Source organism: Polaromonas potterensis (assembly GCF_033446725.1).
In the GTDB taxonomy this organism is placed as follows: Bacteria; Pseudomonadota; Gammaproteobacteria; order Burkholderiales; family Burkholderiaceae_C; genus Polaromonas.
On sequence record NZ_JAWQLX010000008.1, the window covers coordinates 156,091 to 170,860 of the forward strand.

Consider the following 14,770-nt stretch of genomic DNA (forward strand, 5'->3'; position numbering starts at 1 on the left):
ATGAAAACCGTGGCCATTGTGCAGGCGCGCATGGGGTCGACCCGCTTACCTAACAAGGTCATGAAACCGATTGACGGCGTTCCCATGATTGAAGTATTGTTGGCCCGCTTGGCGCGAGCCGGGGAAGTCGATGAGGTAATGGTCGCGACTTCGGTGGATGCGTGCAACCAGCCCTTGGTTGACCATGTGGATGCGCTGGGATTCAGGTGCTACCGCGGCAGCGAGGATGACGTGCTTGACCGCTACGTTCAGGCCGCGCGGCTTGCGAAAGCGGACGTGGTGGTGCGCATCACTGGTGATTGCCCGCTGGTTGATCCGGCATTGGTCGATGAGGCCATTGGTTTGTTCAAAGCGTCAAAAGCAGACTATTTGAGCAACGTGTCTCCGCCGACCTTTCCGGATGGTTTGGATATCGAGGTCTTTACTGCGCAAGCGCTTGAAAAAGCGGCACGCGAAACGGCGCTGCCCTTTGACCGGGAGCATGTCACGCCCTACCTGCGGGCCAATAGCCAGTTCAAGCAAGCCGGCCTGCAACACGATGACGACCTGTCGGGCCTGCGCTGGACCGTAGACGAGTCGGCGGACTATGAGGTGATGACCAAAGTGTTCACCCATTTTTCGCCCGATATTCATTTCGGCTGGAAGCAAGTATTGCAATTGCAGCGCAGTCAGCCTGACATTTTTCATATCAACAAGAACCTGCTTCGCAACGAAGGATCGATTATGGGTACCGGACAGAAACTCTGGAAACGCGCCAAACAAGTCATACCTGGCGGAAACATGCTGCTTTCCAAGCGGGCGGAAATGTTCCTTCCCGACCAGTGGCCCGCCTACTTCAGCAAGGCCAAAGGCTGCAAAGTGTGGGACCTGGACGGCAAAGAGTACATCGACATGTCCATCATGGGCATAGGCACCAACACGCTCGGCTACGGGCACCCGGAAGTGGATGAGGCGGTGCACCAGACGGTCACGTCGGGAAACATGTCCACTTTCAACTGCCCCGAGGAGGTCTATCTGGCTGAGCGCCTGGTCGAACTGCATCCCTGGGCCGACATGGTTCGCCTGGCGCGTAGCGGCGGCGAAGCCAATGCTGTGGCGATCCGCATTGCGCGCGCCGCTTCGGGGCGCGACAAGGTCGCCATTTGTGGCTATCACGGGTGGCACGACTGGTACCTGGCCGCCAATCTGGGAGACGAACAGAACCTCGCGGGGCATTTGCTGCCCGGCCTGGAGCCCAAGGGCGTGCCGCAGCATCTCAGAGGCAGCGTGTTGCCCTTCCGGTACAACAACTTTCCGGAACTGGAAGCGCTTGTCAAGAACCACGAAATTGGCGTGATCAAAATGGAAGTTTCGCGCAATATGGGCCCGGAGGACGGGTTTCTTGAGAAAGTGCGCAAGCTCGCGACCGACAACGGCATTGTGCTGATTTTTGACGAATGTACTTCCGGTTTTCGACAGACCTTTGGTGGCCTGCACGCGTTGTACGGTGTCGAGCCTGATATGGCGATGTTCGGCAAGGCGCTCGGCAATGGTTATGCCATCACCGGGACTATCGGGCGCCGAGAGATCATGGAAGCCGCGCAAGGGACCTTCATCAGCAGCACCTTCTGGACCGAGCGGATCGGACCGGCCGCCGCACTGAAAACACTGGAGGTGATGGAGCGCGAGAAGTCATGGGACGTAATTACTGCCGTGGGCAACACCATCAAACAGCATTGGGCCCAGTTGGCCGTTCAGCACGGTCTGCAACTGGAGCAGTGGGGCATGCCGGCGCTCGCAGGCTTCACAATTGCCGGCGCCAACTCGCTGGCCTACAAGACCTTCATCACGCAGGAGATGCTGGCTAAAGGTTATCTGGCCAGCAACAGTGTTTACGCCTGCACGGAGCACACGCCTGAAGTCATTGACGGCTACTTCGACGCATTGGCGCCTATTTTTGGTGTGATACGTGAATGCGAGGATGGCCGCGACATTCACGCATTGCTCAAGGGCCCAGTTTGCCACGCTGGTTTCAAACGGCTGAATTGAGGCCGTTGCATCGCACATGAACATTGTCTTTCGCACAGACGCTTCGTTGATAGTCGGCACGGGGCACGTAATGCGCTGCCTGACGCTGGCAAAAGCGCTGCGCGAGCGCGGAGCAGTCGTGTCGTTCGTGTGCCGCGAGCACGCCGGCCATCTTGGCGCCTTGATCCTTGAAATGGGGTTCGCGGTGCACCTGCTCGATGGTTGCGACGGGCTGGACGCCGCCGGTGAAGCGTCTCTCGCCCACGCCGGCTGGCTAGGTGCCACAAGTGCCAGGGATGCGGCCCAAACCCTGGCCGTTGTCGAGACCATGGGGGGGAAGCCGGACTGGCTTGTCGTCGATCACTATGGAATTGACCAGCGCTGGGAAGGACGCCTGAGGCCGGCTGTTGGCCGCATCATGGTGATTGACGACCTCGCTGACCGGCAGCACGATTGCGATGTACTGCTCGACCAGAACCTTGTGGCAAAGATGGAGGTTCGTTACGACGCCAGGTTGCCAGCCTCCTGCCTGCAGCTATTGGGTCCGCGTTACGCGCTGCTGCAGTCCGGCTACGCCGAACGGCATCAGCGCGCCAGTGTCAAAAAAGGGGCTGTGCGGCGCATCCTGATCTATTTCGGCGGTGCGGACCTGGACAACTTGGCGGGACGCAGCCTCGGCGCCTTCTTGCGTCTGGGGCGAAATGATATCGACGTTGACCTGGTGGTGGGAAATGGCATCCATGCCGAAGCAATTCGCCAACAGGCCGCGAACCACCCCAATATTCATTTGCATGACCGGCTGCCAACACTTGCGCCGCTGATCGAAGCGGCCAGCCTCGGGATAGGTGCCGGTGGGTCGACAAGCTGGGAGCGGCTCTGCCTCGGCCTGCCCTCCATCGTGGTTGCGATCGCAGACAACCAGGTTCCTATTGCGGCGGAGCTGGGCAAGCGAGGCTTGGCTTGCTCGCTCGGATGTCATCAGGATGTCGATGAGGCCACGATCGCATCGAAACTCGCTGAAATCGTTGGCGATGGTCTGAACGAGCATTGGTCGCAGCAATGCCTCTCGGTGGTGGACGGTCGCGGCGTGCAGCGCGTTTGTGCGGCGCTGAGTTCGACGGGGGCTGTTGCTCTGCGCAGTCGTCCCGCCATTTCGGCGGATGAAGACATGCTACTTGAATGGGCAAATGACCCGGCAACCCGGCGCAACGCACTGATGCCGGGCCAGATCGACGCGGCAACGCATCGCCAATGGTTTGAGCGCCGGTTGAAAAATACCGCCGGCTGCCGGATCTATATTGCCGAAACCGCCGAGGGTGTGCCAGCAGGCCAGATCCGGTTCGAGCGGTTTGAGGGCGCCTGGGAAGTGCACTACGCCTTGTCGCCGGATTTTCGCGGCCTGGGACTCGGGCGCCAGATGCTTGAACAGGCGCTAGCCACGTTTACTGGCGAAGTCGGAGATGCCTCGATCATCGGCCGCGTGAAAGACGACAATCGTGCCTCGCTGAAGATATTTGAATCACTGGGATTTGACGCCTCGATTGACGTGCGACTCAAAATTACAACGATGAAACGGCTGGTGCAAGTCCGGCCAGCCCAATCCATACACGAAGGACCATGATGCAAATAGGCCACCAAAAAATTGGCGGGGACGCAGCGCCATTTGTGATCGCCGAGATGTCCGGCAACCACAACCAGTCGCTTGACCGCGCGCTTGAGATTGTCGAGGCAGCGGGCAAGGCCGGCGCCCATGCGCTAAAGCTGCAGACCTACACCGCCGACACCATGACGCTGGCGATCAATGAAGGGGAGTTCTTCATCAATGATGAGTTGAGTTTATGGAAGGGCAAGAGCCTGCACGACCTGTACAAGCTCGCCTACACCCCCTGGGAGTGGCACGCACCCATCATGCAGCGCGCCAAAGAGTTGGGCATGCTCTGCTTCAGCACGCCGTTTGATGAAAGCGCCGTCGATTTTCTCGAGAGCCTGGATGCTCCCGCCTACAAGATTGCCTCCTTCGAGAACATTCATCTTCCGCTGATCCGCAAGGTAGCGGCTACCGGAAAGCCGATGATTATCTCCACGGGCATGGCGACGCTCGCCGAGATCGACGAGGCGGTGCGAGCTGCGCGTCAGGCGGGTTGCCGCGACCTGGTGTTGCTGAAGTGCACCAGTACTTATCCCTCTACGCCAGAAAACAGCAATGTGCTGACCATTCCTCATCTGCGCGCAATGTTCGGATGCGAAGTTGGCCTTTCTGACCACACCATGGGCATAGGCGCATCGGTCGCGGCAGTGGCCCATGGCGCCACGGTGATCGAAAAGCATTTCACCCTCAGGCGCAGCGACGGCGGCGTCGATAGCAGCTTCTCTCTGGAGCCTGCGGAGCTGCAGTCGCTGATGATTGAGACCGAGCGTGCTTGGCAGTCGTTGGGGCGTATCACCTACGGCCCCAGCGAAGCGGAAAAGAAATCACTGGTTTTCAGGCGCTCTATCTATATTTCAGAAGATCTGAAGTCTGGCGATATGCTGACGCGCGAGAATCTTCGCTGCGTTCGCCCTGGCTTGGGGCTTCCTCCCAAATACTATGAGTTGTTGCTGGGGCGAAAAGTGAATCAGGACATCAAAAAAGGCGCCCCCATGAGCTGGGATTTGCTCGGGTGATCAGCGTGAAGCTGCTGTGGTCGCAGACCCCAGCCTATCAACAAGTTGCGGTGATGCAGGAAGTTAGGTGTTCACAAGTCTGGAGTTTCGAATGAGCGTTACTGCTGAAAGCCCTAACAAGGCCAAAGAGTATTGGGACATCGTCGGGAAAAATGCCCCTGACAATTGCAAAGACCATTGGGTGGACGGCAGTGGAAATCCCTTGCCTGAAACGCTTTATCAGGAGGTCGGCGTCTATGTACTCGGAGGACTTGATGCCATGCTCGAAGATGTAACCAGCCCGCGCCGTGTACTGGAGATAGGCTGTGGTACGGGGAAAATCCTACAAGTGCTTAAGGCGCTGCGGCCCGAACTTGAGCTTTTTGGCATTGATTTTTCGCAAGAGCAGATTCGCCATGCAAGCAGCAATGTGCCAAGCGCAGAGTTTTTCACGGGTGACCTCGATGAGTTCGTTGCAGCTTCGGCAGCCGGCCCTGGAGAGTCAGGCACTTATGATCTGATATATCTACACAGCGTTATTCAATATTTTCCGTCCACCGAGTATTTCGAAAAATTTCTGACCTTGTGTGGCAGATTGCTCAGGCGAGGTGGAGCCTTGTACCTGATTGATACGCCGATCGATTGGTACTACGATCAAATGCGGGGAATACCTCGGCAGACGGCTTTGACGCCAATCAAAAATCTCGTCAAGAAACTCATCGGCTATCAGCCGAAAGCCCAGCCCCTTCCCTTGACCGCCGGCGAACTGCTGGGTGGAAAGCAAATTGAGGTTCCCACATTCCCCGGGTACTGGGCTAGCCCCGAAATGATCCAGCAGTTCGCGGAAAATGAATTTGAAAAATTTCGCTTCGAATACCAATTGTTCAAAAGCAAGCCGGTGCTTTATCGCAAGTACCGGCCCTCTTTCTTGTTGCTTGGAAAGAAATGAGAAGTCTCATTGAGGCGCTCAAATAAATTCAGCGTGCGTCAGGCGTTTTCGAATTCTGGCGTCCGCAGCTACGTGAATATATCGGTTACTTAGGATTAATTTATGAAGTGCGCATGCATACTCGCGGCGGGGACAGGATCCCGGCTGAAAAAATATACCCAAGACCGGACCAAATGCATGGTCGAGGTCAACGGCGATAAATTGATCGACTACACCATCCGGTCCCTGCAAGCCGGCGGTGTGGAGACAATTTTCATTGTCGTGGGCTACCGCGGCGAGGATTTGGTGCAGCACGTGAAACAGGTTTTCCCTGACCTGGACATCCGCTTCATCGAGAACCCTATTTTTGCGTCGACCAACAACATCTACTCTTTAAAACTCGCGATTCCCGTCCTGGGAGATTACGAAGAAGTTGTGTTGGTTGAGAGTGACCTGTGGATTGAGCGTTCGGTTGCCGTCGACTTCCTGCGGGATACACGGGAAAACATCGTGCTGGTTAGCCCATTTCGTTATTGGATGGATGGCACCTGTGTCACTGTCGGGGCAGACAAGCAGGAAATAAGCGGGTTTGTGGCAAAAGCCGACGTACATCTTTACCCCATCGATCAGTTGTTCAAAACAGTCAACTGGTACAAGTTCTCAGGCAAATTTCTGCGAGATATCTACTCGCATTTCATCAACGCATATGTTGATGCATTTGGAAAAAATGCTTACTACGAGGATGTGCTCAAGGTCATTGCTCCGGTCACGCCGGGCTTGTTCGTGTCCTACGTCATTGACGAAAGGCACTGGGCGGAGATTGACGACGAAGAAGATCTGTCAAGAGCCGAACTCATTGCGACGTCATCCGGCGATGCTGCCCGGAATTTGGTCCAGCGTTTTGGAGGATTTTGGAAATACAGGTTTGTCGACGACTTGACCCTGTTGGTGAACCCGTTCTTCCCTACGCAAGGGATGATGAACGAGTTGTGCAACGAGCTTGGCGGTGCCCTTCGCGAATACCCCTCAAAACTTTCGGTCATTTCGCGAATTGTCGCGAAGTCTTTGCCCTGTGAATCGGAGCAAATTGTCGTTGGCAATGGCGCATCCGAGATCATGCTTGCCCTTTTTGATGAGCTGAAAGATCGTCAATTCATCATTGCTCCGCCCTTCTTTCTGGAGTATCAGCGCCTCATCGGTGGACGGCTGTCAGTCTATGAGCGCGAGTTTCCGGCCACCAGCCTGGAAACTGCGCTTGATGGCATGGTCAACGAATCTGCCGCTGACATTATTCTGGTGAATCCTAACAATCCGACGGGAGAGCTTTGCAAATCGGGAAAACTTCTTGAAGTGCTGCCGAAGCTCGCCAAACAAGGCCGCAAGTTGATCGTTGATGAGTCGTTCGTTGATTTCTCCAGCGTTAATGCGACGCTGCTCACCGAGGCCATCGTCAATGAGCACAAAAACCTTCTAATCATCAAAAGCTTTGGAAAAAGCTTCGGTGTCCCCGGTGTGCGTTTGGGCGTACTAGTCTCGGCAGATCTGCAGTTGATCGAGAAGGTTCGTAGCAGGCTGCCTATATGGAACGTTTCTTCAAGTGCTGAGGTCTTCCTGGACCTGCTGCCCAGATACAAAAAGGAATACCAGCGCGCGTTGGCAAGCCTTCGGCGGGAGCGGGAGTATTTTGAGTCGCAGCTGGAAGAAATGGATGTTCGTTATTTCGCATCGCAGGGAAATTTCGTTTTTTTCCAGCTACCGGAAAAACCGAATCGCGGCTTTGAGGAGTACTGCTATAAAAAGGGGCTGCTTGTTAAGAAGATCGTGGGCAGAGCGGGCTTGAGCGGGACCTACTATCGCATTGCCGTACGCATGCGAGAACAGAATCTCCGGGTGACGGATGCGATTCGGGAATATTTAGTTGAAGGTATTGCGTGATTTACGAAGAAGAACATATTCGCAACGTGTGTATGGGCCTCGTGAGAGTGAGTTGCCAATGATCAGTATCTGGCGTAAATCGATCATGGCGTCCTCTTCAGAAGACGTCAAAGGCGTTTTGCTCGTTGAATCGACCCAAAGCAATGTTTCTCTCCATGAACTGTGTGTCTATACGCACATCATCTCTTGTGCCAAGCAGTTGCTTCCCGTTTTTATCAATCGGATTGGGCAGGCGTCGACCCTGAAAGAGGTCTTGCCGCGCTACTTCGAGAAATATCAGATTGTTGAAGACGTGAAGCTGTCGGCCGGTTCGCGTCTGTGGCTGTTCGTGATCTCGGCCGCACTTTGGCTTTATCAGTTTTTTCGCAGAGACCTGGTCAGTCTTCATTGGCGAGGGGAGTTGGTGGGCGACATTGTTTATGACCAGTACCTTGCGGGCTCCCAAAAAGGAACCGTCGATTATCTCGATGGCCGCCTCGTCAAATACATCTACATCACCTTGAGGGCGGTTGAGCGTGATCGCAGGCTGCTCGAGAAGATCAAGCCGGCTGCGGTGCTTCTTTCTCACCGGGTCGGACTCAACTCCGCACCGCTGGCGGTTCTGTGTCAACAGCAATCCATACCGATGTACTCATTTGGGGGGGGGGAGTACGGAACCATGATCGTCTCCCAAACAAGAAAGTCGTACGAATATCGGACAACCGTGGCGGATCTTGAACCTTTGCTGAACCTTCCCCAGCAGGAGTTCGACGGAATATTTGAGTCCATCCAGCAAGAATTGTTCAAAGGCTCGTACAACGCCGATTCCAAACTGGCCTTTGCCAACAAACTGTTTTCCGATCGCCAGGCATTCGCGTCCACCTTCTGTCTTGATGCAGCGAAGAAAAACATTTTTGTCATGCTGCATGCCTTTACGGACTACCCGCATTCGCATTTCAATGGAATGCTGTTCGCCGACTTTCTCGACTGGTTTCTTGAAACACTTGAGTTCGCGTCCAGGCACAAGAACGTCAACTGGATTTTCAAGCAGCACCCGTCCGCTCATTTTTATCCGGTTGTGGATGTTGACTGGGATGCCTTGGTTCGCAAGTACACCTCAGGCAACCTGATTTTTATGCCCCAAGGCGTAGATTTTGACTCTCGAAGCATCGGTCACGTCGGCGATGCGACCATTACTTGCCTGGGTTCGGCGGGCTTCGAGTTCGGTGCGTTGGCGAGAATCCCGACGATCACGGCGGGTGACAATCCCTATGTGGAAGCCGGCTTTGCGATCTACCCGCAAACCCGGGCTGGGTACTTTGACGTGTTGAAAAATCTTGACACTCTGCCTAAGCTGGATGATGAGGCATTCAAGAAGGCCAAAGCCACGTTCATGTTCATCCACAGACTGTCGCGGGTTCCCATGCACGCATTCCTCAATCTGTCGCACGCTGAAAGCCGCGAGCTCCAGCATGGGGATGCCTACTTCGCCAAGATTGACGCGCACGCGGAAGAATATGAAGAATTGATCGCGATCGAACTCCGGAAGTACATCGCCGTGGTTGGGGCCCCCGGGTTTAGCGCGTTGCGCTCATCTCCCCAAGAATACTGAAGCACGCACATGATTTCCCTACTTCGCCGGCTTAAACGCTCCGTGCACTCGGTTTGGTCACGATTGGTGCTGCGATACCGCGGCTTCAACGACTTCTACTCGTTTCCTTTCGAGGTCTCAGATCCTCTGAACGAGCATGCCGAGAAGACGCTCGAGATGGGCTGCAATTTGCTCGAATCCCTGGGCATCGGCTATTTTCTCTGCGATGGGAGCATTCTCGGGATCGTGAGGGACGACCGCCTGATTCCGCACGACAACGACATCGACGTTTGCGTCCTCGGGACAGTGGATGTGCAGCCTGTCAAAGCCGCTTTTTTGGCCCGTGGATTCTCGGTGGGGCGTGAGCTGTACTATCGCGGAGTCATCCAACAGCTGATTTTTTACTCGGCCGAGCATGTCATTTTCGATATATGTTTCTGGCACAAGAAGGGCGACGGTTATGGCTACCAGTTCGTGCCCGAACTCAAAATGGGACGCAGGCAGCATGACCACTATTGCGATTCGCACGACTATGTGACCTTTCGCGGAAAACGCTACCCCACTCATGCAAACATCAAGCAGTGGCTCAAGGAGCACTATGGTGACGACTGGACCATTCCCAAGCAGGTGAAGGGTGACTGGCGGCTTGATGTTAAGGACATCATTACGTGAGCTACGCAATCGTTGTGCCCGTGTACCGCACGTGGCTGTCTCCCCTTGAGCAGCTCTGCCTACTGCGCCTGAGGCATTTTTTTCGTGCTGACGTCTACCTGGCTGCGCCTCAGGGTTTATGTCTGGATGCTTATTTGAGCCTGTGGCCTGAACTCCAGGTCAAGAACTTTGACCCGGCTTACTTTGCCAGTGTAAAAACCTACAACAAGCTGATGCTTGACCCTCGGTTTTACGAGTCTTTTGCGACCAGGTATGAGTGGATGCTCATACATCAGTTAGATGCTTTCCTTTTTCATGGCGACCTTGAATCTTTTTGCGCCATGCCGTTTGACTATTTTGGAGCGCCTTGGGTGCCCGGCCAATGGGTCCATCCTCAGATAAATAAGGGCTATTTGCTCAAATTATTCGGGACACAGGTGAGTGTTGGCAACGGTGGACTCTCTTTGAGGCGGTTGGCGCCCACCATCGCGCTGCTCACCACTGAAAGCCGGTCTGCCGCGGGTTGGGCCGTCAATGAAGATGCGTTTTTTGGATACTGGGGGCTGCGTAGTCGGGTTTTTCGCAGCTGCCCGCTTGAAACCGCAGCCCGGTTTTCGTTCGAGTCCCATCCTGACATCCTCTACGAGATGACGGGCCAGAATGTGCCCTTCGGCTGCCATGGCCTACCTAAGTACCATCAGGCATTTTATGCAAAGCTGATGAGGCCGCTTCTGGCCCAGATGCGGGAGCTTGAGCCGGATCTGATTGACGCGTCGATGTCTGAGTTGCTTGGCTCTTTCAAGATGGACATTGCCTGAATGCCGGCGGCATAGTTGGTTGTTCGGTGAACGCTGCGTTGAAACTTCCGCATGTTTGCTTTGGCGCTGCTTGTTCTGCGCAGTCTTAGGAGGGTTCAATGAACGTGAAAAAAAGAACGATGGGTTTTTGGGGGCAACGGTGTTCGTCGTGACGGCCATCTGCGTCCTGGGGATGGTGGTGCAGTCGGATAAAGCTGGACGTTTCCAGTAGATTCAGGCGCTCACCCTGTGCCAGACTGCGCTGAAGAGGACCACGCCGGTCGCCGAGAAGGTGACCATTCCTTCTGTTGAGCGCGCGGGAAATGCGGAGCAGTTCATTTTCATCTGGGGCCTCACGACGCAGGCGATACAGATGCGAACCCAGCTTGATGAAATCGAGCCGACGACCGGGTATTGCACAGTGGACAAGGCGATCAAGCGGATTGTCGCTTTGACTTTTGGTCGTCGGCCCATCATTTGAAGCTGGCTGTCCCTGTCGGTCTGTCGGTCGAAGCCGCGAACCTGATGGCGCCGCCGTTGAATCGGCAGGGAGCGCGTCACTTGCAGATGCAGGCGTCTAACCGGCGGGCGACGCATTCAATGTGGGATTGCGTTGGAGTGCGCCTCGCGGCTTGATCAGGAGCGCGCGTTTTTCAACCAGGTGCCATGACAAAAAAGCGAGGGCTACGGCTCCTGTCAACGAACAAGCGGCCAAGAGCCAATAGGGAGCGTCCTTTCCGAGCAGGAGTATGACGACTTGTTGTACCGGCCAGGCATAGAGGTAGATGCCGTAAGAAAGATCGCCATAGCAACCGGCATCCTTCAGCCACGGCCATGAGCGAACGGCAATGCTGATTGTCACGATGGGAACGATGAAGAAGAGCGCAGTGCTGTACTCAACAAAAACAATTGCAAGCAGCCCCAATGTCAATGCAATGGCGATAACCAGCTTGTTATGGGTCGTGAGAAGCGTCGGGCGGTACATATTGATGGTCGCGCCCAGGAAAAATATCGCGGCAAAGTACAGCCATGCGACCAGGCTGGGAAAGAGATGCGATCCGGCTGCATAGGCGGTGCCCGCCGCTTGTCCTCCGAAAAAGAACAGGAAGTACACAACGTTTGAAGCGATGATCAGGGGCAGCGCTTCCCGGCGGCGGAAAACCCCGAGTACCCCGGCGGTGCCGAGCGCCAGATAACACCACACTTCAATGGGGATGGTCCACAGTGATCCGTTTGAACTCACAAACGGATTGCTCGGAAAGAGCATGCCGCGGGAGAGGCCGAAGTACAGTTCGTGCAGATACTGCCGGTATTCAGAAGACCTGAAGTATTGGATCGGCCCCAGCTGGTAAACCAGCGGCCCGAGAGCGAAGGCCGTGAGCAGGGTTACGACCGCAAGGCCAGGCCATATCCTCAGCAGCCGGCGAGCCATGAATCTCGGCAGATGGGGGTCCCGCTGCCAGCTTTGCATGATGAGGAAGCCGCTGATGGAGAAAAACATCAGCACCCCCAGGTTGCCGAAAGTGTGTGAGCCTATGATCTCGGGTTCATGGCGCCCCGACAACGCGAATTGGTGGCTCAGCAGCACAAACAGGGCGCCGAGCAATCTCACACCATCAAAATTGTTTGCATGCTGCCCACTTTTTGCTGTGTCAGTAGCGCATTCCTTCACCATGGTGACCCTTGATCTGTATAGTGCGGCGATTCTATCGCCCGGGGCGTGATGTTTGCTCGGCCGCGCCGATGTCCCAGGTGTTTGAGTGACGCGTCCAAACTGATACTCGGGAGCGAGTTGCCAGGGCTTCAGTGGGGTAACATCATCAATACGCTTTTAGTGGAGGCAACCCGCTCTCGATCCCTGAATATGCTCCTTGTTCGATGCGGCGAAGACGATAAAAACAGTGATTTTCAATATGCACGCTTCGGTACAAGAGATTTTCGAGAAAAGCAACAAGTTTGCCGCCAGAATAGTCGCAAGTAAATATTACCAATACCTGCTCCGTGGGGTTGTGATGTTGCAGCTGGCGCTGCTGGTTTTGTCACTGCTTTACACCAGTACGACACTGTTCTTCTACTGCCTGAAAGCCTTGCTCGCCATCAGCGTAGTAAGGATTTTTCTAGAGCGCTTCGGCCGGGACCGTTACTGGCCGCTTAACTGGCTGATCATAGTTCCGGGGCTATGGGGGGCCATTTACGGCTTTTCCAGCGGAAACATTGGTGCCAGGAGCGAGTTTGCGCTCTTTGTGATGGCTCCGATTGTCTATTTGCTCGTGTTTCATCGGCCTGCGTTCGCATTGCTTTCGCTGAAATACATGGAGCCCGCCCTCAAGGCCATATGCGCGGCGAACCTGCTGGTGTTCTATTTCTTATTTTTCACCGAGAGCGGCAGTTTGCGCGCGCTGCTGGAGGCCGCGACCCTTTTTCGCATTCAATTTCCCGATGGCTACACCAAGGTCTACACCTTGCAGATTACGCCCTTGATTTTTCTGCTTCCCGTCATGGCGGCTTACTATTACTTCAAGCAGTCGTGGGTCAACTTTTTGCTGTTCACGGCGGCCTTGCTCATGGCGCTGCTGTCGGGGCGAAAGGCCATCCTCGTTCTTTTTACCGCCTTGAGCGTGTGCACCCTGCTTTGCCATGTATTTCGCCATCGCGACCTGAGGGCTGCGGCAAAATTGGTGGCGCCATGGGCTCTAGCCTTAGTGATATTTCCGCAGATCGCAGCTTTTGAACGGGCCACTTATGTTCAGGCCATGTTCAACTCCTTTCCAGAACTGGGCGATTCGGTCAAGCGCAGGGATAGGCAGATGCCATTTGATCCGATGTTGAAACAGCAAGGCGCATTCGCGAATTTGTACGCATTGCGCAGCAACGCCTGTGCAATGGAAAACTACCTGGGTACGGGGCTCGCTTCGGACAAGTTGGGCGCCGTTGTCCGACAGGCTCAGATCACCACGCTGGTCAAGGAAGTTGCTATCAAGCCATGGTTCGGTAAGGGGTTGGGATACGTGACCGTGGACTGCATCCGATCCGAACAGCAGCCTTGGCGGTTTGAGCTGACTTACCTGGGCATGGCGCTGCATATCGGGCTTGTGGGCATCTCCATTTTTGCGCTCGTATACCTGCGCTGGGTGAAAAAGGCGCTTTCGCCGTTGCTGCCCCGCCAGATGACCGTGCCCCTTTTGTGCGGAAGTGTTTTCTTCGTGATCTGCTCTGCATCCAACGCCTATATCTTGTCTGTCGAATACTTATGGATATTTTTCATTCCCTTTTTACTGTCAAGGTGGTTGCCCGAAGATGGCGCTGTTGAACTTGAATGTGTTGGAGCACGTTATGCCGTCTGAGGTGCCTGGCTCGCCGGCTGATGTGTCGTCGCGAATGACTGGCTCGGATCAAGGCTCACGGCCGTTGTTGTCGATTGTCACTGTGACCCGAAATTGCGAGGCTACGCTGGAACGGACGCTTGCATCCGTGCGGCGCATCAAGACGCCGGCCATCCAGTACATCGTGATTGACGGTGCTTCGACGGATTCGACGCCGGCAATCCTCGCACGGTATGACGATATCGTGGATATTCTGGTTTCGGAGCGAGACAGTGGTATCTACAATGCGATGAACAAGGGCGCCGCGCTCGCCTCCGGCGACTACACCTTGTTTCTCAATGGCGACGACCACCTTCTGCCGGAGGGGTTCAGCCAAGCTGTGGCGTTGTTGGGCCGGCGAAGGCCTGAGTTACTCAGTTGCCGCAGCGGCGCGGTCTCGGAGACTGGGGAGCCGCTGGGCCTGTTAGAACTTTCCGCCTGGAGACTGTTTTTTTTCAATACCGTACCGCATCTGTCTACATTTGTGCGTAGCGATCTGCAAAAAAAGTACAGGTTCAGGGAGCAGTTTAAAATCGCTGCAGACTATGACCTGTTTCTCCGCTTGTTTCTTCGGCGCCATCGTTTCAGTACCTCTGAATTGATCACCGCCACTCACTACCGTGGTGGCTTTTCCGGCAACGTTTCACTCACGATTCAGGAGTGTCGCCAGATACGGAGGGAGAATCTAGGCTGGATGCTGTATACATTGACTCGGGCATTGGAAGTTGGGAATGAAATTCTCAACTCAGTTCTGCGCAGAGGGCGGCATACGGGTAGTAGTTCCTCCTAGCGCGCTTTGCGCGCAGGCGCTGAGTACATTGGCATTAACATTAATTCCGGAAGTTCCTTTTATCACCATGGCTGGCTCACTCGTGTA

General features: G+C 55.0%; 12 protein-coding genes. 11 read left to right on the forward strand and 1 reads right to left on the reverse strand.

Annotation, left to right across the window (positions count from 1 at the left end; genetic code table 11):
- The 9 genes from R6254_RS15490 (at position 1) to R6254_RS15530 (ending at position 11,012) form a co-directional block, all read left to right on the forward strand.
- Positions 1–2,028 (forward strand): aminotransferase class III-fold pyridoxal phosphate-dependent enzyme, encoded by a 2,028-nt coding sequence (locus R6254_RS15490; protein WP_318408111.1) that lies wholly within the window; start codon positions 1–3, stop codon positions 2,026–2,028.
- A gap of 16 nt (positions 2,029–2,044) precedes the next feature.
- The gene (pseG, locus tag R6254_RS15495; protein ID WP_318408112.1) at positions 2,045–3,628 is read left to right on the forward strand and encodes a UDP-2,4-diacetamido-2,4,6-trideoxy-beta-L-altropyranose hydrolase; all 1,584 of its coding nucleotides are present in this window, start codon (positions 2,045–2,047) and stop codon (positions 3,626–3,628) included.
- Positions 3,628–4,671 (forward strand): pseudaminic acid synthase, encoded by a 1,044-nt coding sequence (gene pseI / locus R6254_RS15500; RefSeq protein WP_318408113.1) that lies wholly within the window; start codon positions 3,628–3,630, stop codon positions 4,669–4,671. Before pseG ends, pseI begins: the two co-directional genes overlap by 1 nt.
- 91 nt (positions 4,672–4,762) lie before the next feature.
- A complete protein-coding gene (locus R6254_RS15505) occupies positions 4,763–5,599 on the forward strand; it encodes a class I SAM-dependent methyltransferase (RefSeq protein ID WP_318408114.1) in 837 nt (278 codons plus the stop codon).
- Between the two features lie 102 nt (positions 5,600–5,701).
- Positions 5,702–7,513 (forward strand): aminotransferase class I/II-fold pyridoxal phosphate-dependent enzyme, encoded by a 1,812-nt coding sequence (locus R6254_RS15510; RefSeq protein WP_318408116.1) that lies wholly within the window; start codon positions 5,702–5,704, stop codon positions 7,511–7,513.
- A 58-nt stretch (positions 7,514–7,571) separates the two neighbouring features.
- Complete coding sequence (locus R6254_RS15515) at positions 7,572–9,104, forward strand: hypothetical protein (RefSeq protein WP_318408117.1); 1,533 nt, start codon at positions 7,572–7,574, stop codon at positions 9,102–9,104.
- 9 nt (positions 9,105–9,113) lie between these two features.
- The gene (locus R6254_RS15520) at positions 9,114–9,755 is read left to right on the forward strand and encodes a LicD family protein (protein WP_318408119.1); all 642 of its coding nucleotides are present in this window, start codon (positions 9,114–9,116) and stop codon (positions 9,753–9,755) included.
- Positions 9,752–10,552, forward strand: coding sequence for a DUF5672 family protein (locus tag R6254_RS15525; protein ID WP_318408121.1), 801 nt, complete (start codon positions 9,752–9,754; stop codon positions 10,550–10,552). Before R6254_RS15520 ends, R6254_RS15525 begins: the two co-directional genes overlap by 4 nt.
- Before the next feature lie 271 nt (positions 10,553–10,823).
- Positions 10,824–11,012 (forward strand): hypothetical protein, encoded by a 189-nt coding sequence (locus R6254_RS15530; RefSeq protein ID WP_318408122.1) that lies wholly within the window; start codon positions 10,824–10,826, stop codon positions 11,010–11,012.
- Positions 11,013–11,108: 96 nt separating this feature from the next.
- Here R6254_RS15530 and R6254_RS15535 read toward each other — a convergent pair whose 3' ends face one another.
- Positions 11,109–12,206, reverse strand: coding sequence for an acyltransferase family protein (locus R6254_RS15535; protein WP_318408123.1), 1,098 nt, complete (start codon positions 12,204–12,206; stop codon positions 11,109–11,111).
- Between the two features lie 196 nt (positions 12,207–12,402).
- Here R6254_RS15535 and R6254_RS15540 point away from each other — a divergent pair, with 196 nt between their 5' ends.
- Both R6254_RS15540 and R6254_RS15545 read left to right on the forward strand, forming a co-directional pair.
- Entirely contained in the window at positions 12,403–13,875 is a 1,473-nt protein-coding gene (locus tag R6254_RS15540) for a hypothetical protein (protein ID WP_318408124.1), read from the forward strand.
- The gene (locus R6254_RS15545; RefSeq protein ID WP_318408126.1) at positions 13,865–14,683 is read left to right on the forward strand and encodes a glycosyltransferase family 2 protein; all 819 of its coding nucleotides are present in this window, start codon (positions 13,865–13,867) and stop codon (positions 14,681–14,683) included. The genes R6254_RS15540 and R6254_RS15545 overlap by 11 nt, the downstream gene beginning before the upstream one ends.
- The last annotated feature ends 87 nt before the right edge of the window (positions 14,684–14,770 follow it).

Coding starts and splice junctions, on each gene's coding strand:
- R6254_RS15490 (WP_318408111.1), top strand. CDS start 1: ATGAAAACCGTGGCCATTGTGCAGGCGCGCATGGGGTCGACCCGCTTA.
- pseG (WP_318408112.1), top strand. CDS start 2,045: ATGAACATTGTCTTTCGCACAGACGCTTCGTTGATAGTCGGCACGGGG.
- pseI (WP_318408113.1), top strand. CDS start 3,628: ATGCAAATAGGCCACCAAAAAATTGGCGGGGACGCAGCGCCATTTGTG.
- R6254_RS15505 (WP_318408114.1), top strand. CDS start 4,763: ATGAGCGTTACTGCTGAAAGCCCTAACAAGGCCAAAGAGTATTGGGAC.
- R6254_RS15510 (WP_318408116.1), top strand. CDS start 5,702: ATGAAGTGCGCATGCATACTCGCGGCGGGGACAGGATCCCGGCTGAAA.
- R6254_RS15515 (WP_318408117.1), top strand. CDS start 7,572: ATGATCAGTATCTGGCGTAAATCGATCATGGCGTCCTCTTCAGAAGAC.
- R6254_RS15520 (WP_318408119.1), top strand. CDS start 9,114: ATGATTTCCCTACTTCGCCGGCTTAAACGCTCCGTGCACTCGGTTTGG.
- R6254_RS15535 (WP_318408123.1), bottom strand. CDS start 12,206: ATGGTGAAGGAATGCGCTACTGACACAGCAAAAAGTGGGCAGCATGCA.
- R6254_RS15545 (WP_318408126.1), top strand. CDS start 13,865: ATGCCGTCTGAGGTGCCTGGCTCGCCGGCTGATGTGTCGTCGCGAATG.